Source organism: Azospirillum brasilense (genome assembly GCF_022023855.1).
GTDB classification, from domain to species: domain Bacteria; phylum Pseudomonadota; class Alphaproteobacteria; order Azospirillales; family Azospirillaceae; genus Azospirillum; species Azospirillum brasilense_F.
Window position 1 is genome coordinate 626,211 of the sequence record NZ_CP059452.1, and the last position, 22,712, is coordinate 648,922.

The 22,712-nt window shown below is 68.7% G+C and carries 4 protein-coding genes and 1 tRNA gene; 3 read left to right on the top strand and 2 right to left on the bottom strand.

Annotated elements, in window-relative coordinates; all coding sequences use genetic code 11:
- Positions 1–46: 46 nt before the first annotated feature.
- Positions 47–17,953 (bottom strand): filamentous hemagglutinin N-terminal domain-containing protein, encoded by a 17,907-nt coding sequence (locus tag H1Q64_RS29295; protein ID WP_237907389.1) that lies wholly within the window; start codon positions 17,951–17,953, stop codon positions 47–49.
- 21 nt (positions 17,954–17,974) lie between these two features.
- The gene (locus H1Q64_RS29300) at positions 17,975–19,606 is read right to left on the bottom strand and encodes a ShlB/FhaC/HecB family hemolysin secretion/activation protein (RefSeq protein ID WP_237907390.1); all 1,632 of its coding nucleotides are present in this window, start codon (positions 19,604–19,606) and stop codon (positions 17,975–17,977) included.
- 634 nt (positions 19,607–20,240) lie between these two features.
- Between H1Q64_RS29300 and H1Q64_RS29305 the strand changes: the two genes are divergently transcribed.
- The 3 genes from H1Q64_RS29305 to H1Q64_RS29315 all read left to right on the top strand — a co-directional run bounded on the left by H1Q64_RS29305 (position 20,241) and on the right by H1Q64_RS29315 (position 22,652).
- On the top strand, positions 20,241–20,999 hold the full coding sequence (locus tag H1Q64_RS29305; RefSeq protein WP_237907391.1) for a molybdate ABC transporter substrate-binding protein: 759 nt from the start codon (positions 20,241–20,243) through the stop codon (positions 20,997–20,999).
- Between the two features lie 362 nt (positions 21,000–21,361).
- Positions 21,362–21,437 (top strand) — tRNA-Trp (locus tag H1Q64_RS29310).
- 480 nt (positions 21,438–21,917) lie between these two features.
- Positions 21,918–22,652 carry an RNA polymerase sigma factor gene (locus tag H1Q64_RS29315; RefSeq protein WP_237907392.1) on the top strand — a complete coding sequence of 245 codons (735 nt, stop codon included), beginning with the start codon at positions 21,918–21,920 and terminating at the stop codon, positions 22,650–22,652.
- Positions 22,653–22,712 lie beyond the last annotated feature (60 nt).

Consider the following 22,712-nt stretch of genomic DNA (forward strand, 5'->3'; position numbering starts at 1 on the left):
CGTTCGCTATCCAAAGGGTAAAAGTCTGCCGGGGGAAAGGCGCGCCTCAGCGCGCCTCCTCCTTCGCCGTCTGCTGGTTGCCGGTGGCGGACGGTGCGGGACCGGTGGTCAGGACCTCCGGCTGTGCGCCGGCGCGGGTGGTGGACGGGGTGGTTCCGGCGCCCGTGGACAGAACCTCCGGCTGCGCCCACACACCGGTCAGGGACGGGGTCGTGCCGGCCAGGGTCAGAACCTGCGGCGCGGCGTAGGCGGCCAGGGCGTTCGGCGTGAGGCCGGCGTGGGTCATCGCGCCGGTGAACAGGCTGGTGACGCCGGGGGTGCTGGGAACCGGGACCACCACCACCACGGTGGCGGCGACCCGGCTGACCTGCTGCGTCGGACCCCAGGGGGTGTTGTTGATGAAGTACGGGGCAGCCCGCAGTGGGCTGTCGATCGCGCTGGCGGCCAACGCGTCCGTCTTGCCGGCCACGGTGCCGAACATCCGGGCGGAACCGGCCTTGGGAACGGTCAGGCTCAGCACGTCGATCTTCTGCAAGGCGGTCCCGGTCTCCTGTCCGATGAGCAGCGCCCCGCCGTCGGACGCCATGGTCAGCGTGGTGGCCTTGCCCTGGAGCCCCGCCATGGTGATGGGGCCGCCCGCCGCGATGGACGCCTGGCCGTCCGGCAGGGACGCCACGGCGCCCAGCGTGATCGGGCCGGTCTTGGCCGTAATGCTGGCCGGCAGAACAATGCCCGATCCACCGGATTGGGTAAAGCCCCCCTCCGTGACAACCGTGGCATCGCGACCAAAGGTTACCATGCCGGACCCGTCTGTCGTGACCAAGGCCAGCGAGCCCGCGCTGTTCACCGCCGCGCCGAAGGTGAAGCCGGCGCCGGTCAGGTGGAGGCCATCCGCCCCGGTGGCGGTCAGCGCCTTGGCGAAGCGGCCCTCGCCGCCCGTCGTCTGGGTCAGCGAGCGCACGGTCACTGCACTGTCGTAGAAGACGCCGCCCGAGGTCCGGACCGTGACGTCGCCCATCAGGCCCGACGCGCCGATGTCCCCCGCCGCGCGGATGGACGCGCCGTTCAGCGACAGCGCGGAACGGTTGGCACTGTCGACGGTCCCGCCGAACACGAGGTCGCCGCCGTTGCTGGTCAGGACGCTGTTGGCGGCCACCGTCAGGGCGCCGCCGAAGCGCTGCGCCCCGGTGGTGGTGACGGTCGCTCCGTCCAGGCGGGTGCCGCCGCTGACGGCGATCTGCCGCAGGGCGCCGGTTTCGCCGAAGACTCCGGCCAGGACGGCGTCGCCCTCGACCGTCAGCCCCTGTCCCCCGGCGCTGGCGGCGTTGCCGCCGCTCAGCAGGGAGACGGTCCCGCCCGCCAGGACGGTGTCGGTTCCCAGCGTCACCGCGCCGCCGAAGCTCTGCTCCGCCACGGTGGTCACCGCGCCGCCGTTCAGGGCAGCGGTGCCGGTCACCGACAGGCGGCTCAGCGCCTGCGTGCCGCCGACCGCGCCGTTGATGACGGCGTTGCCGGCGATGGTCAGCCCCTGCCCGCCGCGGGTGGCGGCGTCCAGCCCGCCGGCCAGCACGACGGTGCCGCCAGTCAGGCGGGTGTCGGCCCCGAGCACCGCCCGCTCCCCGTAGGTCTGGGGGCCGGTGGTGTCGATGGAACCACCGTTGAGGGCCAGCGTGCCCGCCGCGTCGGTGACGACCGAGGCCGCGCGGACCGACTGGGCGAAGCGGGTCTGGCCGGCGCTGTTCACCGCCAGGGCGCCCAGCCGCTCCGTCCCGCCGACCGTGCCGGCGAAGACGGCGTCGCCGGTTCCGCTGCTGACGGTCAGGGCCTGCCCGCCGTCCAGCGTCCCGGCGAAGATGACGCCGTTGCCGGTCAGGACCGACGGGGTGCCGGCCAGACGGACCGCACCACCGTAGGTCTGCGCCCCGCTGGTGACCGCCGTGGCGCCGGTCAGCAGCGTCTCGCCGCCGACCGTCAGCGCGGCCAGCGCCTTCCGGGTGCCGAGGGTGCCGGCGAGCGCCGCGTTGCCCGCGATGGTCAGGCTCTGACGGCCCGTCTCCGCCGCATCGATGCCGCCCGACAGCGACACCTGGGTGCCGCTCAGGACGGTGTCGGCCCCCAGCGACACCGCGTCGGCGTAGCTCTGCGCACCGGTGGTGTCGACGCTGCCGCCGTTCAGGATGGTGATCCCGGTGGCGTCGGTGGCCAGCGAGGCCGCCCTCACCGCGCCGGTGACGGTGGTGGTGCCGCCGCCGTTGATCGCCAGCGCCCCCAGACGGCTGGTGCCGCCGACGGCACCGCCGAGCAGGATGTCGCCGTTGCCGCTGGCCAGCGTCAGCGCCCGCCCACCGTCGACGGTGGAAGCCAGGACAATCCCGCCGGTGCCGGTGATCCGGCTGTCGCCGCCAAGCGTCACCGCCTTCGCCGCCGAGAAGACCGTGCCGGCCTGATAGGCGCCGTCCAGAGTGACCGCGTCGTTGTAGGTCTGGGCGCCGCTGGTCGTCACCGAGTGCAGGCTGGTCGTGCCGTCGGCGTCGGTGGTCAGGCTGGCGAGCGCGGTCGTGCCGCCCACCGCCGCGTTGAACTGCGTGGCGCCGCTGCCGTTGATCGCCAGCGCCTGGGCGCCGTTCACCGTCCCGTTGAAGGTCACCGCGCCGTTGCCGGCGTTGACCGTGGCGGCCCCCGCCAGCGTCACCGGGCCGGCGACGGTGAAGGCGCCGTTGCCGGTGGCGTAGGTGCCCATCAGGCTGGTCTCGCCGCCGTAGCTCTGGGCGCCCGCCGTGGTCACGTTGACGAGGCTGGTGTAGCCCGTGCCGGTGGTCAGGCTGGCCAGAGCCGTTGTGCCGCCCACCGCCGCGTTGAACACCATCGCCCCGGTCGAGATCGCCGTCAGCGCCTGGGCGCCGTTGACCGTCCCGTTGAAGGTGATCGTGCCGTAGCCCGCATCCACCAGCGTTGTACCGGCCAGCGTCGTTTCACCGTTGAAGGTGATCGGGTTGTTGAGCGAGCTGTAGGCGCCGTCGAGCGTCGTGGCGTCGTTGTAGGTCTGGGCGCCGCTGGTCGTCACCGAGTGCAGGCTGGTCGTGCCGTCGGCGTCGGTGGTCAGGCTGGCGAGCACGGTCGTGTTGCCCACCGCCGCGTTGAACTGCGTGGCGCCGCTGCCGTTGATCGCCAGCGCCTGGGCGCCGTTCACCGTCCCGTTGAAGGTCACCGCGCCGCTGCCGGCGTTGACCGTGGCGGCCCCCGCCAGCGTCACCGGGCCGGCGATGGTGAAGGCGCCGTTGCCGGTGGCGTAGGTGCCCATCAGGCTGGTCTCGCCGCCGTAGCTCTGGGCACCCGCCGTGGTCACGTTGACGAGGCTGGTGTAGCCCGTGCCGGTGGTCAGGCTGGCCAGAGCCGTCGTGCCGCCCACCGCCGCGTTGAACACCATCGCCCCGGTCGAGATCGCCGTCAGCGCCTGGGCGCCGTTGACCGTCCCGTTGAAGGTGATCGTGCCGTAGCCCGCATCCACCAGCGTCGTCCCGGCCAGCGTCGTTTCACCGTTGAAGGTGATCGGGCTGTTGAGCGAGCTGTAGGCGCCGTTGAGCGTCGTGGCGCCGCCGTGGGTCTGGGCGCCCGTGGTGGTGACATTCAGGAAGCTGGCCGTGGCGCCCGCGTTGGTGGTCAGGCTGGCCAACGCCGTCGTGCCGCCCACCGCCGCGTTGAACTGCGTCGTCCCCGTCCCGGCGATGGTCAGCGCCTGGGCGCCGTTCACCGTGCCGTTGAAGGTGGCCGTCCCGGCGTTCACCGTCGTCGCCCCGGCCAGCGTGGCCGCCGCGTTGGTGGTGAAGGCGCCGCCGGTGTAGGTGCCGTCCAGCGTCACCGCGTCGTTGTAGGTCTGGGCGCCCGTGGTGGTGACGCTGCGCAGGCTGCTGGTGCCGGTGGCGTCGGTGGTCAGGCTGGCGAGCGCCGTCGTGCCGCCCACCGTGCCGGTGAACTGCGTCGTGCCCTTGTTGTTGACCGCCAGGGCGTGGGCGCCGTCCACCGTGCCGGCGAACAGCACGCTCGACCCGCCATTCACCGTCGTGTCGCCGCCCAGCGTCGCCGCTCCGTTGGCGGTGAAGGCGCCGCCGGTGGCGTAGGTGCCGTTCAGCGTCACGGCGTCGTTGTAGGTCTGGGCGCCCGTCGTCGTCACCGACCGCAGGCTGCTGGTGCCACCGGCGTCGGTGGTCAGGCTGGCGAGCGCCGTCGTGCCGCCCACCGTGCCGGTGAACTGCGTCGTGCCCTTGCTGTTGATGACCAGGGCCTGGGCGCCGTCCACCGCACCGGCGAACAGAACGCTCGACCCGCCGTTGACCGTCGTGCCGCCGCCCAGCGTCGCCGCTCCGTTGGCGGTGAAGGCGCCGCCGGTGGTCGTGTAGATGCCGTTCAACGTCACGGCGTCGTTGTAGGTCTGGGCGCCCGTGGTGGTGACGGCGTGCAGGCTGCTGGTGCCGGTGGCGTCGGTGGTCAGGCTGGCGAGCGCCGTCGTGCCGCCCACCGTGCCGGTGAACGTCGTCGTGCCCTTGCTGTTGATGACCAGGGCGTGGGCGCCGTCCACCGTGCCAGCGAACAGCACGCTCGACCCGCCATTCACCGTCGTGCCGCCGGCCAGCGTCGCCGCACCGTTGGCGGTGAAGGCGCCGCCGGTGGTCGTGTAGATGCCGTCCAGGGTCACGGCGTCGTTGTAGGTCTGCGCACCCGTCGTCGTCACCGACCGCAGGCTGCTGGTGCCACCGGCGTCGGTGGTCAGGCTGGCGAGCGCCGTCGTGCCGCCCACCGTGCCGGTGAACTGCGTCGTGCCCTTGTTGTTGACCGCCAGGGCATAGGCGCCGTCCACCGCGCCGGCGAACAGCACGCTCGCCCCGCCGTTGACCGTCGTGTCACCGGCCAGCGTCACCGCACCGCTGGCGGTGAAGGCGCCGTTGGTGGTGTAGGTGCCGTTGAGGGTCGTGGCGGCGCCGTGGGTCTGGGCGCCCGTGGTGGAGACGTTCAGGAAGCTGGCCGTGGCGCCCGCATTGGTGGTCAGGCTGGCCAGCGCCGTCGTGCCGCCCACCGCCGCGTTGAACTGCGTCGTCCCCGTCCCGGCGATGGTCAGCGCCTGGGCGCCGTTCACCGTGCCGTTGAAGGTGGCCGTCCCGGCGTTCACCGTCGTCGCCCCGCCCAGCGTGGCCGCCGCGTTGGCGGTGACGGTGCCGCCGGTGTAGGTGCCGTCCAGCGTCACCGCGTCGTTGTAGGTCTGGGCGCCCGTGGTGGTGACGCTGCGCAGGCTGCTGGTGCCGGTGGCGTCGGTGGTCAGGCTGGCGAGCGCCGTCGTGCCGCCCACCGTGCCGGTGAACTGCGTCGTGCTCTTGTTGTTGACCGCCAGGGCGTAGGCGCCGTCCACCGTGCCGGCGAACAGAACACTCGACCCGCCGTTCACCGTCGTGTCGCCAGCCAGCGTCGCCGCACCGTTGGCGGCGAAGTTGCCGCTGCCGGTGGTGTAGGTGCCGTTCAGCGTGACCGCATCGTTGTAGGTCTGGGCGCCCGTGGTGGTGACGCTGCGCAGGCTGCTGGTGCCGGTGGCGTCGGTGGTCAGGCTGGCCAGAGCCGTCGTGCCGCCCACCGTGCCGGTGAACTGCGTCGCGGCCTTGCTGTTGACCGCCAGGGCGTAGGCACCGTCCACCGTTCCGGCGAACAGCACGCTCGACCCGCCGTTCACCGTCGTGCTGCCGGCCAGCGTCGCCGCACCGTTGGCGGTGAAGGCGCCGCTGCCGGTGGTGTAGGTGCCGTCCAACGTCACAGCGTCGTTGTAGGTCTGGGCGCCGTTGGTTGTCACCGACTTCAGGCTGCTGGAGCCCCCGGCGTCCGTGGTCAGGCTCATCAGCGCCGTCGTGCCGCCCACAGCGCCGTTGAACTGCGCCATGCCCTGGTTGTTGACCGCCAGGGTGTAGGCGCCGTCCACCGTGTTCATGAACACAACGCTCGACGTGCCGTCCACCGTCGTGTTGCCGCCCAGCGTCACCGCGCCGATGGCCGAGAAGACCGCGCCGGTGGTGTAGGTGCCATCCAGCGTCACCGTGCCGCTGTAGGTCTGGCCGCCCGTGGTCGAAACCGACTTCACGCTGGCCGTCCCGCCGGCATCGATGGTCAGGCTCGTCAACGCCGTCGTGCCACCCACCGTACCGGTGAACTGCGTCGCGCCGCTGCTGGTGATCACGAGCGAATTGGCCCCGTTCACCGTGCCGCTGAACAGCACGTTTCCACTGCCGGAGTTCACCGTGGTGCCGCCCGCCAGCGTCGTCGCGCCGGTCACCGTGAAGGCGCCGTTTCCGGTGGCGTAGGCGCCCTGGAGGCTGGTCGCGCCGGTGTAGGTCTGCGCGCCCGCCGTCGTCACGGCGCGCAGGCCGATGGTTCCGGCGGTGGCCGTCAGATAGGCCAGGTTGCTGGCCGCCCCGCCCAGCGTCAACGTGCCCTGCCCGGCGAGCAGGGTCGCCCCGTAGCCGCCGCCGTTCAGCGTGCCGCTCACCGACAGGTCGCCGCCGGTCGCGGTCACCGTGCGGTTGGCGCCCGACAGGGTCAGGTTCCCGATGACGGTCACCGACTTGCCGGACAGCGTGCCGCCCAGCGTGGTGTTGCCGGTGTAGGTCTGCGTGCCCGTGGTGGTGACGTTGCCCAGGGCGATGCTGGTGCCCTGCACCGTCACGCTGGCCCGGGTGGCGTCCGAACCGACGCTGTACACCGCCTTGGTCAAGGACACCGCACTCCCCGTGGAGATCAGGGAGATGTTGCCGCTGCCACCGGCGTTGATGCCGGTGGTGGCGTTGCTGTCGGTGATGGCGCCGCTGGCGGTGACGGCGATGTCGCCGTCGGTGGTCGCGAGATTGCCCAGGTTGAAGCTGGTGCCGGCCAGATAAATTCCGCCCGTCCCGGTCACCATCGCCGAGATGTTGGCGATGCTGCTGGTGAAGGCGGCGCTGCTGGTCCCGATCCCGGTGTTGGAGGTCAGGTTCAGCGTGCCGCCGGTCAGGCTGGTGCCGTTGCCGGTCAGCAGGCTGCCGCCCGCCGCCGACAGGTTGATGACGCCGTTCCCCCCGGCGTTGACCGTGCCGACCGTCAGGTCGCCCGTCGTCGCGGTCAGGCTGACCGTGCCGACGCCGGTCACCGAGGTCGCCGTCATGCCGGTGCTGCTGGTGGCGGTGACGGTGCCGTTGGCGCCGAGGGTCGCCGCCGTCAGCGTGCCGGTGTTGTTGACGGTCAGATTCTTGCCGGAGCCGGTCAGGCTGGCGTCGATGGTGCCGACCGTGGTGTTGAGGGTGGTGTTGCCGCCGTTGGAACCGCTGGCGAAGGTCAGCGAACCCGCGGTGATCGACAGCGAGCGCGGCGAGGCGCCCGCGGCCACCACGTCGGTGGCGCCCTTCAAGGTCAGCGCGCCCGTGCCGAGGTTGATCGCCGCGGTCGGCAGGGTCAGCACCCCGCCGGACTGCAGCAGCAGGTTGCCGCTGGTCATCGACAGGCCGGCGCTGGCGTCCAGATTGCCCGCCGTGCGGATGTAGGCGGACCCGCCCGCCCCCAGGGTGACGAGGTTGTTGCCCAGCGACAGCGCGGCGCTGTTGATGTTGTCGACCGAGATGACCGGTGTGGTGCCGTTGGCGGTCAGGCCGGTCAGGCTCGACACGTTCATCTTGATCGGCGTGCCGGCGCCGGTGGCGGCGTCGGTGACGGTGCCGATGCTGCCGCCGGTGGCGGTCAGGCTGGCCGAATGGCCGGTCACATGGGTGCCGTTGCCGCTGCCCAGGATGGAGCCGGCGGCGGTCAGCGCGACCGCTCCGCTGGTGGTGTTGGCCGACACCGACTGGACCGTCATCGTGCCGGCCGACGCGATGGTGACCGAGCCGTTGGAGGCGGTGGCCGAGGCGACGGCAACGCCGGCGGCGGTGCCGTCGGTCACGTAGACGCTGCCGTTGGCGCTCGCCATGGTCAGGCCGGGAGTGGTGGTCTGGACCGACCGGCTGGAGGTGCCGATGCCCTTCCCGCCGGTCAGCGAGACCGAACCGCCGACGATCCGCGTCTCGGCGAGGCCGTCGTCATAGACGCCGCCGCCGCTGGAGCTGAGAATGACCGCACCGCTGCCGGCGTTGATGCTGCCGGCGATGATGTCGGCGTCTACCGCGGTGGAGGAGATGGTGATCGCCCCACCGCCGGTGCTGGCGCTGACCACCTGGAGGCGGTCGCCGGCCTGCACGTCGATCTTGCCGCCGGTCGTCGCGGCGTAGGCCAGCGCGGTGGCGCCGGTCGTGCCCAGATAGATGTCGCCCGACCCGCCGTTCACCTGCACCTGGGCCCCGCCCACGCCGACACGGGCGGAGGAGGTGCCGATGCCGCCGGCGCCGTTCAGCGCCACGGTCTTGGCCGTGACCGCGGAGCCGCCGTTGGCGGCCAGGATCTTGCCGCCGTTGCCGGTGGCGCTCAGCGTGACCGAGCCGTTGTTGGCCCCCGCCGTCACCGTCCCGGCGGTGATGGATCCGCCGGTCGAGGTCACGGTGATGCTGTTGCCCGCCACGTCGGTGGCGATGGCGACGTTGGTCAGCGTGATGTTGCCGCTGCCCGACACCACCACCGGGCCGTTCTGGACGGCAGCCGTCAGCCCACCCGTCAGAGACCCGGCAATGTCGAGGTAGACGCCGCCCGCGCCCGTGACGTTGGTGGTCAGCGCCCCGGTGCTGGACGTCGTGACCTTGAACGCCGAGTCCGCCGTCCCGATGCCGGTCCCCGCCGTCAGCGTGGCGCTGCCGGTGCCGAGGCTCAGGCTGGTGCCGCCGTTGAGGATCCGGCCGGCCGTCGCCGTCAGGGTCAGCGCCTTGCTGCTGTCGTAGGAGAGGTTGGAGACGGTCAGGTCGCCGGTCGCCGCGATCACCGTCAGGGCGCCGCCCGTGGTGATCGAGCTGAGGTTCAGCCCCGCCGCGTTCTTGACGAACAGCCCGCCGGTGCCGCTGCTGGCGGTCAGGCTGGACACGTTCATGCCCAGCGCCGTTGCGCTGGTGCCGATGGAACTGCTGTTGGTCTGCTCGTTGGTCTTCTTCTGGGCGTCCAGCTTCAGGGAGCCGGCGGTGATGATGGAGCTGTTGTTCACCGCCGTGATGCTGCCGGCGGTCGAGCTGTTGCCCGTCGCCGTCAGGCTGACCGTGCTGGAAGCGCCCGTCGTCACCGTGCCGATGGCGATCGCCCCCGGAGCCTTGAAGGTGAAGTCCAGGCCGGTGCTGTCGGTCAGGGTGGTGAAGGTGGTGACGCCGCCGCTGTCCGTGACGTTCCAACTGAGGTTGGTCGCCGTCAGGCTCATCGTGCCGGAGGTTGCGGTTCCGGTGGAGGGCGTGCGGTCGATGGTCAGCTTGGCGAGGTCGAGCGTGTCGGCAACGGTGAAGGTGCCGGGCGTCTTCAGCGTCAGGTCGGTCGTCGCGACGTTCAGCGTGGAGCCCGTGTCGGCGATGCCGCCCTTGGTGGCGGACAGCTCGACGCTGCCGCCGGTCACCAGATTGCCGCTGTTGGCACGGATGTTGCCGTCGCTGCTGGTCAGCGTCACCGACCCGGTCGTGGTGACGGTCCCGACGGTCAGAAGGCTGCTCCCCTGCGAACCGGTCGACAGCTTGATCGCACCGCCGCCGGTGCTCACCACCGACTGGGCGGTCAGGGCCTTGCCTTCCGACACCGCGATGCTGCCGACGGCGCTGGCGGTCAGCGTCGTGGTGCCGCCGGAACCGGCCGACGTCGAGATGGCGGAGACGTTGCCGATGGAACCGGTCGCCGTCAGGTTCACCAGATTGCTGCCGCCGATCGAGCCGCTGAGGATCGAGCCGCCCTGGTTGTTGATGACCGCGTTGGCGCCACCCATCGAGATCGAGCCGAGCGCGATGTCGCCGGTCGAGTTGTTCAGGGTCAGCGCACCGCCCAGACTCATGGAGTCGATGACCGTCGAACCGTGCAGGTTGATCACGGCGCCATTGTTGGCGTTCACCGTCAGGTTGCCTGTGGTGATGCTGATGAATTCACCCCCTTGCACACCAACCACGTTGGAGGAGGACGTCAAGCTCGCGATGCCGGCGTTGATCTTGAGGACCGAGTGGCCGTTCCCGACGATGCCGGGGGACGCGATCAGGTCGATCATGCCGGTCTTGCCGACGTCCAGGCCGCCGACAACCAACTTGCGGTGGCTGTCGAATGTGAAGCGCACGCCGCTGGCGTCGGTCAGCGAGGCCAGCACCGCCTGGGTGCTGCTCTCGGCGCCGGTCAGCGCGATGGCCGCGCCCGCCGTGTTCACCGAGGTCAGGCTGTAGGTGCGGTCGTTGATGGTCGACAAGGCGCTCTTGATCTTGAGCGTGCCGATGCGGGTGTCGGATTCGACGTAGAGGTCGCCCTTCACGTTGAAGGTCGCGGACGCCGCCGACAGATGGATCTTATTGTTGGAGGAGCCGATGGCCCCGCCGCCGCTCAGGGTCGCGGTGCCCGCGGTGATGCGGTTGGCCGGGTTGCCCGCGTTCGCCGACGCGGCGCCCATGATGGCGCCGGCGCTGGTCAGGTCGACGGTGCCCCAATTCTGCACGTTGAGCGTGCCGATGGACAGCGCGTGCTGGGTGTCCAGCTTGAAGGCGAGGCCGGTGGTGTCGCTCAGATTGGACAGCGTGGAGGTGGTGCCGTCGTCCGTCATGGTGAAGACGAGCTGCGGCGCGGTGATCTGATAGGTGCCGGCGCCGGTCGTCCGCGAGCTGGTCAGCGACAGCGCGGTCAGGTCCCGGCCGTTGTCCACGAAGGCGTCGGTCGCGGTGGTCAGCGCCAGCGTGTCGGCCATCGTCGCGATGTGGTTGGAGGACGATCCCGCCTGACCGATGGTCCCGGTCGAGGTGAGGGTGACCGTGCCGGCGGTCACCATCGAGCTGCCGGTGCTGAGGATATTCTTGCCGGTGCCGGTGGTCTCGATGGACACCTTGCGGGACAGGCCGCCGTTGATCGTGCCCAGGGCGACGCTGTTGTCGCTCTTGAACGAGAAGTCGAGGCCGCTGCTGTCCACGACGCTGGACAGGGTGTACTGGCTGCCGGTGTTGCTGTCGGTCAGCGCGAAGGTCAGCCCCTCGGACCGGATGTCGTAGACATTCTGCGTGCCGGCCGAGCCGTGCTTGACATCCAGGCTCAAGGCGTACAGGTCGGCGCTGTTCGTCAGATAGACGTTGCGCCCGGCGTTCACCTTGAGGGTCCGCGCCTCGGTCAGCAGCGGCGTGCCGGACGCCCCGATGGAGCCGCCTTCGACCGTCAGCGTCACCTCGTCCGCGCTCAGCGGCTTGGTTCCGGATTGGAGGAGCGACCCGTTGTTGGTCACCTCAATGTCCGCCGATGAACCGGCCTTCACATTCTTCAACGTCAGGGTGCCGGAGTTGCCGAGCGTCAGCGATCCCTTCAGATCGGCCGACAGGGTGCCGACCTGGGTGGTGAAGCGGGAGCCGCTGCTGGTGTGCCCGACGCTGGTCGCCTTCAACGTCAGGCTGCCCGCGGTGACGGTCGTGCCGCTGCTGTTCGTGGCGTCGATAGAGGAATCGCCGGCATTGGCCGTCAGATCGACGGTGCCGGTGCTCCCGACGTCGATCTTGGCGATCCGCAGGGCCTTGTCGTTGCTGATGTTCAGCTTCAGCCCGCTCTGGGTGACGTTCGACACCGTCAGGCCGGTTTGCGTGGAGTCGCTGAAGGTGGCGGTCAGGCCGGTCGACGTGATGGTGTAGTTATTGGTGGAGCCGCCAGACTTTTGGTGCCGGGTGTCCAGCGTCAGTTCGGACAGCGTGTCGTTGTTGCTGACCGAAACGTTGCCGCCCGACGTGATGGCCAACTTCGTCGTGCTGGTCAGGACAGCGCTGACGCCGCCGACGTTGCTGTTGGTGCCGGTGGCAGTCAGGGAAACCTGACCCGCCGTGATCCTGCCGGACCCGTTCCCGTTGACGGAGATACCACCGGACGCGCCCGAAGCCGCCCCGGTGGAGATCAGCGCCACCGAGCCGGTGGAGCTGGTGCCGGCGTCGATGGTGCCGGCCACGATGCCGCGATCCACGCTGTAGCGCAGGTCCATGCTGCCGTTGCTCGGCGTGGACAGGGCCAGCGTCTGGACGCCGCTGGCTTCCGTCACCGTGAAGCTGCGATTGGAGCCGAGGGCGTTGAACTGGTAGGTCCCCGTGCCGGTGGACGTCTTGTGCGTGACGGTGACGTCCAGCGCGGTCAGCGCGGTGTTGTTGTTGTTGATGTAGAGGTCGCCGTTGCTCACCAGGGTCAGCGACGAGGCGGAGGTCTTCACCGCCCGCGTGTCGGTGCCGATGGAACCGCCGTTGGTGCCGGAGCCGTTGGCCGACAGGGTGACGGAGGACGCCGCGATGGCCCCGCCGCCCGACATGGTGATCGTCGAGTTCTCCCCGCCGCCTGCGGTGGTCAGGCTGACCGAACCGCCGCCGGCGACGATCTCGGAAACCACGATATGCTTCTTGCCGGTGAAGCTGAAGTTGCTGTTGCCCGCACCCGTGATGTCGATCGAATGCGCCGTGCCGCTGTCGGCCAGCGAGTAGATCTGGGACCCGGTGCTGCCGATGGAGAAGGTGCTCTTGGTCGCGGAGGCCGTGGTGGCGTTCGTGCTGGTGATCGCCAGGCTGTTGAAGGCGCGCCCGTTGTTGTCGACGTAGATGTCGCGCCCCGATGTCACCGACAGGTTGCCGGTGTCGAGGCTGATGGCCCCGTAGAGGGTCGAATCACCGATGGAGGAGGAGGTTCCCGCCTCAAGCGACACCTTGCCGGCGGTGATCTTGCTGCCGTTGCCGGTGTTGGTGACGCCATTGGATGAGACGATGGCGACGCTTCCGCCCGTTCCAACGTTTACGGTGCCGACCTTGACCGCGCGCGATGAATTGAAGGCGAAGTTCAGCGCCGTGCTGCTGGTGACGGTCTGGATCGTGGACTGCGACGAGCTGTCCGACAGGGTGAAGACCTGCCCATTGACCGTGGTGATCCCGATGGTGCCGCCGGAGTAGGAGCCGCGCGTCAGGGTGAGGTCGGTCAGCGCCATCGTGCCGGCGATGCCGATGGACCCACCCGCGGTGATCGACAGGTTCGCCGTTGCCAAATCCAGCGCGTTCACGCTGCCGACGCCGCCGCTGGCGTTCAGGATCACCTTGCCCGCGGAAATCAGGGTGGTGGTGTCGGCGTCGCCCTGGATGCTGCCGTTGCTGACCTTCAACTCGACGGTGCCGTTGGTGGCGTTGACCGTCCCGACGGTCAGGGTGCCACTGGTTTGTGCGGCGCTGATGTCGCCACCCGCCGTCAGGCTGTCCAGCTTGACCGTGCTGCCGCTCAGGCCGAGCCACATGGAGCCGCCCGCGTTGGCAACCACGGTTCCGCCCTGCACGACGAGGGCGTTGGACGCGGAGCCGATGTCCTTCCCAGCGGTCAGGGTCACCGTTCCGGTGGAGCTGGCGCGCAAGCCGGCGCTGTTCGGGTTCAGGATCGACCCGTGGGTCGCCTTCACCGTGATGTCGCTGCTGGCGCTGGACGAGAAACTGGAGCCGAAGGCGATGTCGCCCCACGTCGCCGTTACCACAATGGGGTTGTTGGCGGCGCTGAAGAAGCTGCCGCCCAGCGTGACGAGATTCTTCTGGTTGTTGACGCCCGTCGAGGTCGGCAGGGTGATGTAGATGCCGCCGTCTGACGCCCTGGCGTTGAGGACCGGGGTGACGATGTCCAGATATTCGGTGCCCGAGCCGCTGCCGATCGCCTTGCTGGCCTTCAGGTTGACCGAACCGGCCAGCACCACCGTGGTCTTCGACCCGTCGTCCAGGATGGAGCCGTTCGTCGTCTCGGCGTTGAAGATGCTGTAGGTTTCGCTGGGCGAGGGCGTCCCGTTGTCGGGAAGGACGCCGTTCTTGTAGGTCAGATCGACCCGGCCCAGCCGGATGTCGCGGTCGCCCTTGAAGGAGAATATCTGGCCGGTGGTGTCGACCAGCGTGCGCAGCAGGTAGCCGTTGGTGGCGTCGTCGGTCAGGTCGAAGGCGAAGTTCGGCGCGGTGATCGAGTAGCTGTTCACCACCGTCGTGTCCGCATGCGTGCTGGTGACGCTCAGCGTCGCCATGTCGGACAGGTTGGTGACGTGCAGGTTGCCGCCGGTGGTCAGCGTCAGCTTCGTGGCGTTGAGCGCCAGCGGAGCGGAGGCGTCGCCCAGGCTGCCCGCCGCGGCGCTCAGCGTCACGGTGTCGGCGTTGATCCGCGTGTTCAGGCTGCCGTCGTCGCGGATGCTGCCGGTGGTGGAAGTCAGCGTGACCGTGCCGCCCGTTCCCACCGTGGCCAGATCGCCGACGATCAGGTCGATGTCGCTGTTGAAGTTGAGGGTGGAGAGCTTCGGGCTGCCGATCGCTTCCAGAATGGTCGCGGTGCCGTTGTCGCCGACCACAAAGTTGAAGTATTCGGAGGTGAGTTCCAGCGCGTTGGCGGCCCCACCGACATGGCGGTTGGTGATCGACAGGCTGGTCAGGATCACGCCGCTGTTGTCGAGATACAGATCCCCGACGTTGCTCAGCGTCAGCGACCCCGTGGAGGTGCGCAGATGGGTTCCGGAGCTCCCGATGGCGCCGCCCGTGCTCAGGCTGATGGCGTTGGCGGACAGCCGGTTGTTGGCGTCCTTGCCCAGGATCGCTCCGCCGGTCGCCGTCACGGAGATCGAGCCGGTGGTCGTCTTGATCGTCCCCAGCGTGGCGGCGCCGCCGTTCACGGTGAGCGAGATCGACGAGCCGGTGGAGGTGATGTTGTCCACGGTCACGGCGCCGGTCTGGGAGACCGTGACGTTGCCCGCGTTGTTGGTGACCGTCAGCCGCTTCGCCGCGGTGTTCACCGTCACGGTGGAGGTGCTGCCTCCGGCGGCGAGCGTGACGTTGTCGCCGGTGATCGTGCCGGACAGGCCGGAGATGCTGCCGTTGGCGGTCGTCAGGGTGACGTTGCCGTTGGCCCCGGCATTGACCATGGTCGCGGTGATGTCGGACACCGTGCCGTTCGCCGTGACGGAGATGCTGCTGGTTCCGTTGGCGCTGGTGATCGTCCCGATGGTGGTCGTGCCGCCGGTGGTGATCGCAACGTCGCCGTTGGTCGAGACGATGGAACCCAGCACCGCCGAGCCCGACGTCGTCAGGAACACCCCGCCCGCGCCGGAGGTGGCGTCGATGTTGTAGGAGCTGGCGGTCAGGGCCGTGCCGCTGGTGCCGATGCTGCCGGCAGCGTTCAGGACCAGGCTGTAGGAACTGATGGTGGTCGAGGCGTCGGCGTCGTTCAGGATGCTGCCGCCGCTGCTGGTCAGGGTCAGCGTGTTGCTGGCGCTGGCCACCGCGCCGACCGTCAGGTTGCCGGTCGCGGCGACGGTGGTGGCGCCGCCGCTGCTCAGGTTGGCCAGGGCCAGCGCGCCAGTGTTCGACAGGTTGATGCCGCCGCTGCCGGCCGTGGCCGTCAGGCTGGCGCCGGCGGTGTTCAGCGCCTGCGACGACGTGCCGATGGCACCGTTGCTGCCCGACGAACCTTTGGCGGTCAGCGTCAGCGCACCGCCGGTCAGCAGGCTCGCGCCCGTGCCGGTGATGTTGCCGGCGGTGCTGGTCAGCGCGACGGACCCCGTTCCGGCGCTGACCGTACCGACCTGGATGTTGCGATCACCGCGGAAGGCGAAGCTGTTCAGGCCCCCGACTTGGCTGATCGTGTCGAGCGCGGTGCCGCCGGACGAATCGGTGATGGTGAAGATCAGGCCCGTGGAGGCCAGGAAGAACTGGCTGTCGGCCCCGACCGTCCGGTGCGTGCTGGTGACGGAGAGATCGGTCAGTGTCCGGTCGTTGGTGACGAACAGGTTGCCGCCGGTGACCAGGGAGAGCTGGGTGCTGCTGGTCGACACCGCCGCTCCGCTGGCGCCGATGGCGCCGCCGGCGGTCAGGGAGATCGGGCCGCCGACGATCCGGCCGGCGTCCAACGCGGTCAGCGACCCGCCCTGGGCGCTGACGGAGACCGCCCCGGCGCTGCCCGAAACCGGCGTAGTGTCGATCAGGTTGGCAAGCTGGACGTTGTTGGTGGCCGTCAGCCGCACCGCGCCGCCGCGGGTCGTCAGCTTCCCGATGTTGGTCAGGTTGCTGGCCATGCCGTTGGCTTCCAGCACGATGTCGCCGCCGTTGGTGCGGATCTCGTAGCTGGCGTCGGTGAAGGCGATGCCGCTGGTGGTCAGCGACCGCAGGGTGAAGCTGTGGCCCGCCGTGGTCTGGAGATCGAGGCTGGTCTCCACCGTGATGAGGCCCGACGCTTCCAGCACGATGTTCGCGTTGCCGGCGATGCTCTCCAGCACCTGCTTCGACACCGTGTTGACGGCGTCGCCGCTGCCCAGGTTGGGGTCGTTGACGCCGATCGTGCCGTCCGCCGCAGCGCCGTCCTGGCTGCCCCCGGCGGAGCTGACGATGCGCAGGCTTTCCGGATCGAGCAGGAAGGTGCCCGCCGCGCCCTTGGGCGCGGTCAGGTCGACGCTGCCGGTCAGCGTGATGTCCTTATGGCTGGACACCTCGGCGAAGCCGCCGTCGCCGCCCTCGGCACCGCCGCGGGCGGAGATCTTACCGGCGTGCTTCGTGCTTTTCTGCGACAGCACCGTCACGCTGCCGCCCTTGCCGGACTTCACGGCGTCGGCGGACAGGGTGGCGCCGGCCTCGACCGTCACCTTGTCCGACCAAGTGCCGGAACGGCCCGTCTTGCTGCCGATGGCGACCTCGCCGCCGCCCTTGCTGCCGGAGGCGTCGACGCGGGCGTTCTTCTTCACGGCGATCTCGGCGCCGGTGGCGACGACGGTGCCGCCGGTCTGCCCCTCCCCGCGCCCGCTGGCGTCGACGGTGCCGCCGATGGTGACCTTGCCGGTGTCGCCGCCCGACAGGACGATCTTGCCGTTGGCGCTGCCGACCGAGGTGGCCTTGATGACGCCGTCGGTGTTGATGACGTTGTCGATCACGCCCTTCACGGCGCGCGCCGACAGGGTGACGCTGCCGCCCTCCGCGGCGATCTCGCCGGAATTGACGACCAGCGCCGCGACCGGCTTGCCGTCCGCGTCCTTCGCCACCGTCTTCACGGCGGAGCTGGCGTCGAAGCTGATCAGCCCGTCGCCGTGGAAATCGAGCGTGAAGGTCTCGGCACCGCCCAGCGCCACCTTGCCCAGCTTCGCCCGGATGACTCCGGAGTTGCGGACGTGCGGGGCCACGAGGGCGGCCAGGCCGCTGTCCTTGACGGTGATGTCGCCCTCGTTCACCACCATGGCGTTCGGCTTGGTGGAGGCTTGGTCGAACTGGTACTTGCCCGCCATGAAGTTGGCGTCGGAGATGTTGGCGGTGGTCGCCACCAGCCCACCGACGTCCACCTTCGCCCCGGCGCCGATCACCACGCCGTTGGGGTTGACCAGCATGACCGTGCCATTGGCCGACAGGCTGCCCATGATCTTGGACGGGTCGTTGCCGGTGACCCGGTTCAGCGTGACGCTGGAGGCCGAGGGCTGCTGGAAGGTGACCTTCTCACCGGCGTCGATGCTGAAGGACTTCCAGTTGATGATGGCCTTGTCGGTGGACTGCAGGATCTCCATCGACTTCGGGGTCGCCGACTGGATGGTCGCCGCGCCCGCGGTGACGGTGCCTTCCAGCGGGTTGGCGTAGGCCGCACCCGCGAACAGGGTGGACAGCGCCACGCCGATCACGCTGCGCAGCGCCAGCCGCGCGAAGTCGATGCCCCCTTGCGCCTTCGCCGCGCGGCGCTGGCGCCGGGTGCCGCCGCCGCGCTGGGGCGCCTCCGTCGCGGACGACAGCAGCAGCCGCTGGCGCAGCGTCTGGCGGTGGCGGCGCGCGCCGGGAAGCTCGGTGAAGCCGGAGGTGGTGGTGACGTTGCCCTTGCCCATATCCTGTTTCCCCCGGCCCTATCAGTATTGCGCAGTGATGTTGAAGAAGACCCGCATGTCCTTGTCGCCCTCGGTCGCGACGCGGCGGGTCAGCGGCTTGTCGATCTCAAGCGTCGCGAAAAGCCGTTCCACGAGGCTGGCGCGCACACCGCCGCCCACGGAGACCAGCGAATTCCGGCTGTTCTGCTCCAGGCTGGAGCGGTTCCACACCTCGCCGCCGTCGACGAAGCCATAGATCTGGACGGCTTGCGCGAAAGCGTTCTCCGGGACCACCGGCGTGTAGCGCAGCTCCAGCGACCCGGCCCAGCCGCTGTCGCCGGAGATCTCGCCCTCGTCGAAGGCGCGTCCGTAGCTCGGGCCGCCCAGCGCGATCTGCTCGCTGGCCAGCAGCGGCGTGCCCGCGGCCTGCATGGTGGCCGTCGCGAAAATGCTGAAGTTGGCCGGGAGTTGCTGCACGCGGGTGATGTCGGCGGTGAGTTTGGTGAAGTCGCTGCGCCCGCGCTCGCGCGATGCGTAGGCCGAGCCAAGCTTCGTCGCGTCGAGGATGTCCAGACCCTGGTGCACGAGGCCGCGCACCGCGGTGATGCCGTCCCAACCGTCGGTCCGGTCGTAGCTGAAACCGCCGCGCAGGATGCGCAGGCGGTCGCGGTTGAAACGGTCGCCGGAAATGTCGGTGTTCACGTCGCGGTATTCGAACTCGCCGACGGCGCGGAGGTTCTCCAGGCGCGAGCGGATCACCGGATAGCTGAGCGTGCCCACACCCGCGGCCACCCAGCTTTCCACGTCCAGCGGGTCCAGCGTCAGTCCGGGCCGCGACTTGGAATAGGAGCCGGTGGCCGAGAAGGTCAGCCCGTCGCCGGTCACCAGCGCCTGGTAGCCGGCGCCGACCGACCAAGCCCGCGACGCCGGAGAGGACACGCGCCCGCTGAGGTTCACCGTGTCGGCGTTCGGCCCGAAGGAGTTCAGCGCCGCCGTCGCGGTCGTCTGGGCGGTGCCGAGATAGGGCGTGTTGCGGTTGCTGAACGACACCAGGGCGTCCACCGCCTTGCGGTCCGTCTTCACCACCACCACCGAGGCGCCGAGCGTGTCCGGCGACGGCTCCAGGCTGGCGCGCACGCTCAGGCCGGCGAGGTCGTTCGCCAGGAGAAGACGGCGCTCGACCTCGGCGACGTTGATCGGCTTGACGCCGCGGAGCGGCTCCACCAGCCGCTTGACCGCAGCCAGCGCCGGGCCGATGTCGTCGGGATAAGTGATGTCGGACACGAAGCCCTCGACCACTTGGAGGCGGAAGGTGCCGTCCTCGATCGTCTGGGCGGGAACGATGACCCGGCTGGTGATGAAGCCGTCGTTGCGGTAGCGGAACTCGATGTCATTGGCGATCTTGAACAGGTCCGCCACCGACACCTCGCGGCCCAGCATATCTTGGTAAGCGGTCTTGAGGCTGTCCTGGCTGTAGGCGGTGGCGCCTTCGATGGAGACACTCCGCAACGTAAGACGGTAATTCTCGGCCCCCGCCGGTGCCTCCGCCGCGGGCGCCTTCGGCACCGTCACCGCGCCGCCCGGCACCGAGGGCAGCGGCATCACCGGACGCGGCGCCTCCGGACGCGGTTCCGCACCGGAGGGGAGCTGGGCCGGCAGCTGTTGCGCGAGCACGGGCGCTGTCGCACCCGCAAGAATAGCACTTGCCGCCAAGAAAGCCCACCAAGACGCTTTTCTTTTACCCACATCTTCGTTAGGGATGAAGATGAAGGAGGCGGCTTTGGTGGACGAGTTCATTGGACCGGTACCTTCACGCGATGGTCGTTGCTAACCTTTGATTAACGAAGACCCCGTCGGATCTCCATCTGAGGTAGCTATTTTTATCATACGATTTCGGATTGGGTGTTAGTCCTAGTTTGTCGGAATTTGTAACATTCATATCCTTGTCATAAGCGGCGCTGGGCTGGCGAACCGCATCGCAACACTGCGCTGACCGGGGGCGCTGGGTGCGCACCCCTCACGGCACGCTTCACTAGGCAGGGCGTCGAAGCCCAAAGGACTCATGACCGACGCACTTGTCGCATCGGGTTGCCTTGACGGGGAAAAGCTGCGGCATGCAGCCCGGCGAACATGTATTTTAAGTTGTGGGAAAGACGATGCGCTCCCTGTCCGGCGCTTCCGGATGAACGCGTCCGAAGCGGCCGTGCCATGACGGGAAGCATTGGTCCTCGCTCTTTTCCACGTCCGCTCCGTGCTCTATGCATAAGAAAAAGGCGTTTGGACACAAGCGGTGCGGACAGGGATCTCCATGAACAAGACGGCGGAGCGGTGGGACGGTGCGGTTCACCTGTTCGCCGCCGGTAGCCTGAAGGCCGCGCTGGGCGAACTGGTCCAGGCGTTCGAAGCGCGGGAAGGCATCCGGATCGCCCCCGTCTTCGCTCCTTCCGGTTTGCTGAAGGCACGGCTGCTGCAAAGTGGAGAGAACGGCCTGTTCGCCTCCGCCAACATGGCCCATCCCCGCGCGCTGGCCGACGTCGGACGCGCGGCAACCATTCGCCCATTCGCCCACAACCGGCTCTGCGCCATCGCCCAGCCGGAGGTGGGGGTCACGGCAGACACGCTGCTCGACCGCCTGCTCGACCCTTCCATCAGGCTCGGCACCTCAACGCCGCAGGCCGATCCCGCCGGCGACTACGCCTGGGAGGTCTTCCGCAAGGCAGAGGCCCTGCGCCCCGGCAGTTTCGCGGCGTTGGACGCGAAGGCGCTGCGGCTCACCGGTGGGCCGGAGAGCGAGGGGCCGCCGGAGGGGCGCGACCCCTACGGCTGGCTGATGGAGCGGCGCAAGGCCGACCTGTTCCTGACCTACCGGACCAACGCGCGGCTCGCGGCCCGGGAGATTCCGGGATTGAGGATCGTCGCCCTGCCGGCGGCGATGGCCGTGGGTGCCGACTATGGGCTGGCCGTCCTGAACGGCGCGGACCGCGGGCGGTCGGAAGCGCTCGCCCAGAGCATCCTGTCCCCAGCCGGTCAGGCGATCCTGCTCCGCCACGGCTTCACGAGCCCGTGACGCGGGAGGCGTCACACCCCAACCCTTCCCACGCCAAACCTTCCCACGCCAACCATGGCTTCCCCGACGCCATTCTTTAAAATTTGACATCGATATTTTCAAATGTGTCGTAGTTCTACAAATAGACCGGACTTTCCATTCCGCTTCATGACAATATTTACTTCTGTTGGTAAATTTTCACTTCCCATACTTCAGGGATGATAAGGCTGGCGGTGGTCCGGCCACGGTCGAGGTGCTTCCCCCAGGTCCGCTCGCCGTCCTGTCTGTGGTGAAAGAGCGTTTCGGGGTGGATCGCAGCAATTTTCCGCTGGTGTGCCGCTCTGAAATCGCCTAAAAGCGGCTTCCCGCTGCAAGGCGGCGACAGGAGTGTAGCTCAATTGGTAGAGCACCGGTCTCCAAAACCGGGGGTTGGGGGTTCGAGCCCCTCCACTCCTGCCATCCGGCAAGTGATTCGGATGGCCCCGCACACCGCGGTATCACCCCTCTGAATTATAGAAATCTGGAAACATTGTCAGGGCGGCGATCGAGCATTCGATCCCTTTGGTTAATAAACTTTTATCCTTAAAGCCCTGAACGGCTTGGCGCCGCGTGGCGTTACTGCCCCTATCCCGATCCTTCGCTGCGAACCCATAGAATCGACGCATCCGCCTGCGTGTGCATAGCCATGTCTTGATTATCAAGACATAGTGCGGTTGTGGTCGGATAGGCTTTTTTTTAGATAAGCTCGTCCGAAATACATAGGTATTTCGAAAAAAAGTATATCCAGTTCGTTCACACGTAGAACTTGGCGAGCGTCCCTTGAGCAAAACGCGCAAGGGACGTCATATGCAACAAAGAGCGCAACCTTTGGGGGATACCCCCACCGGAACAGCGTTGGATCGGCGGCGGGAACCGAAACGCCCCTGGCCCTCCCTGTCCATGGCCGGATCGCCGCGGCTTCTCTCCCACACCGGGGAGGATCTCCACGAATTGGACGATTCCGGCCTTTTGGAACGCATCGCGACCGGGGACCAGACCGCCTTCTGGGTCTTCTGGTGCCGCCATTACACCGACCTGTTCTGGACATATCAAAGGTTGTGCAAAGGAAACCGACAGGAAATCCACGACTGCCTGAGCGGGCTGTGCCTCAGCCTGTCGGATGTCCTGCCCCTCTACGCGCGCTCCATCCTCAACACGCGCACTTGGTTGCGGCGCACCGCCATCAACCATTTCATCGACCGGCACCGCGCCCACCAGCGCCATCCCGTCCTGGTCGGCTCCCTCGTCGAGATCGCCTCCATCGCCGACGGGTCCAGCGGGCGGGACGCCATGGACCCGGAACGCACCAACGCCGACCGTGCCCTGCTCGTCAAGGTCCTGGAGTCGCTCGACGGCATCCGGGACGAGCGGATGCGCCAAGCCGCCCGCATGCGCTTCATTGAGGAACAGCCCTACGCGGACATCGCGGCGGAGCTGTCCATCTCCGAAGAGCTGGCGCGCAAGTGGATCCAGCAGATCCGCAGCTATCTGCGCAGCGCCGTTCCCGATCACCGCGACCTGCTGGCGAAACCGCCGCCCGACACCCCGCAGGCGCGGCGCGCCACCAAGCACGGGGTGCTGACCAGAACACGCCCGCCCAAGGCCCCTCCCAAGGTGATGAAACCGGCGCTTTGACCAGCGCCGCACACCCGAGCACGACCCGTCCCATTCCGCCGTCCTCATCAGGACGCCAAC

Excerpts from the sequence above, each read along its gene's own strand:
- H1Q64_RS29295 (WP_237907389.1), bottom strand. The coding sequence starts at position 17,953 with ATGGGCAAGGGCAACGTCACCACCACCTCCGGCTTCACCGAGCTTCCC.
- H1Q64_RS29305 (WP_237907391.1), top strand. The coding sequence starts at position 20,241 with ATGAACAAGACGGCGGAGCGGTGGGACGGTGCGGTTCACCTGTTCGCC.
- H1Q64_RS29315 (WP_237907392.1), top strand. The coding sequence starts at position 21,918 with ATGGCCGGATCGCCGCGGCTTCTCTCCCACACCGGGGAGGATCTCCAC.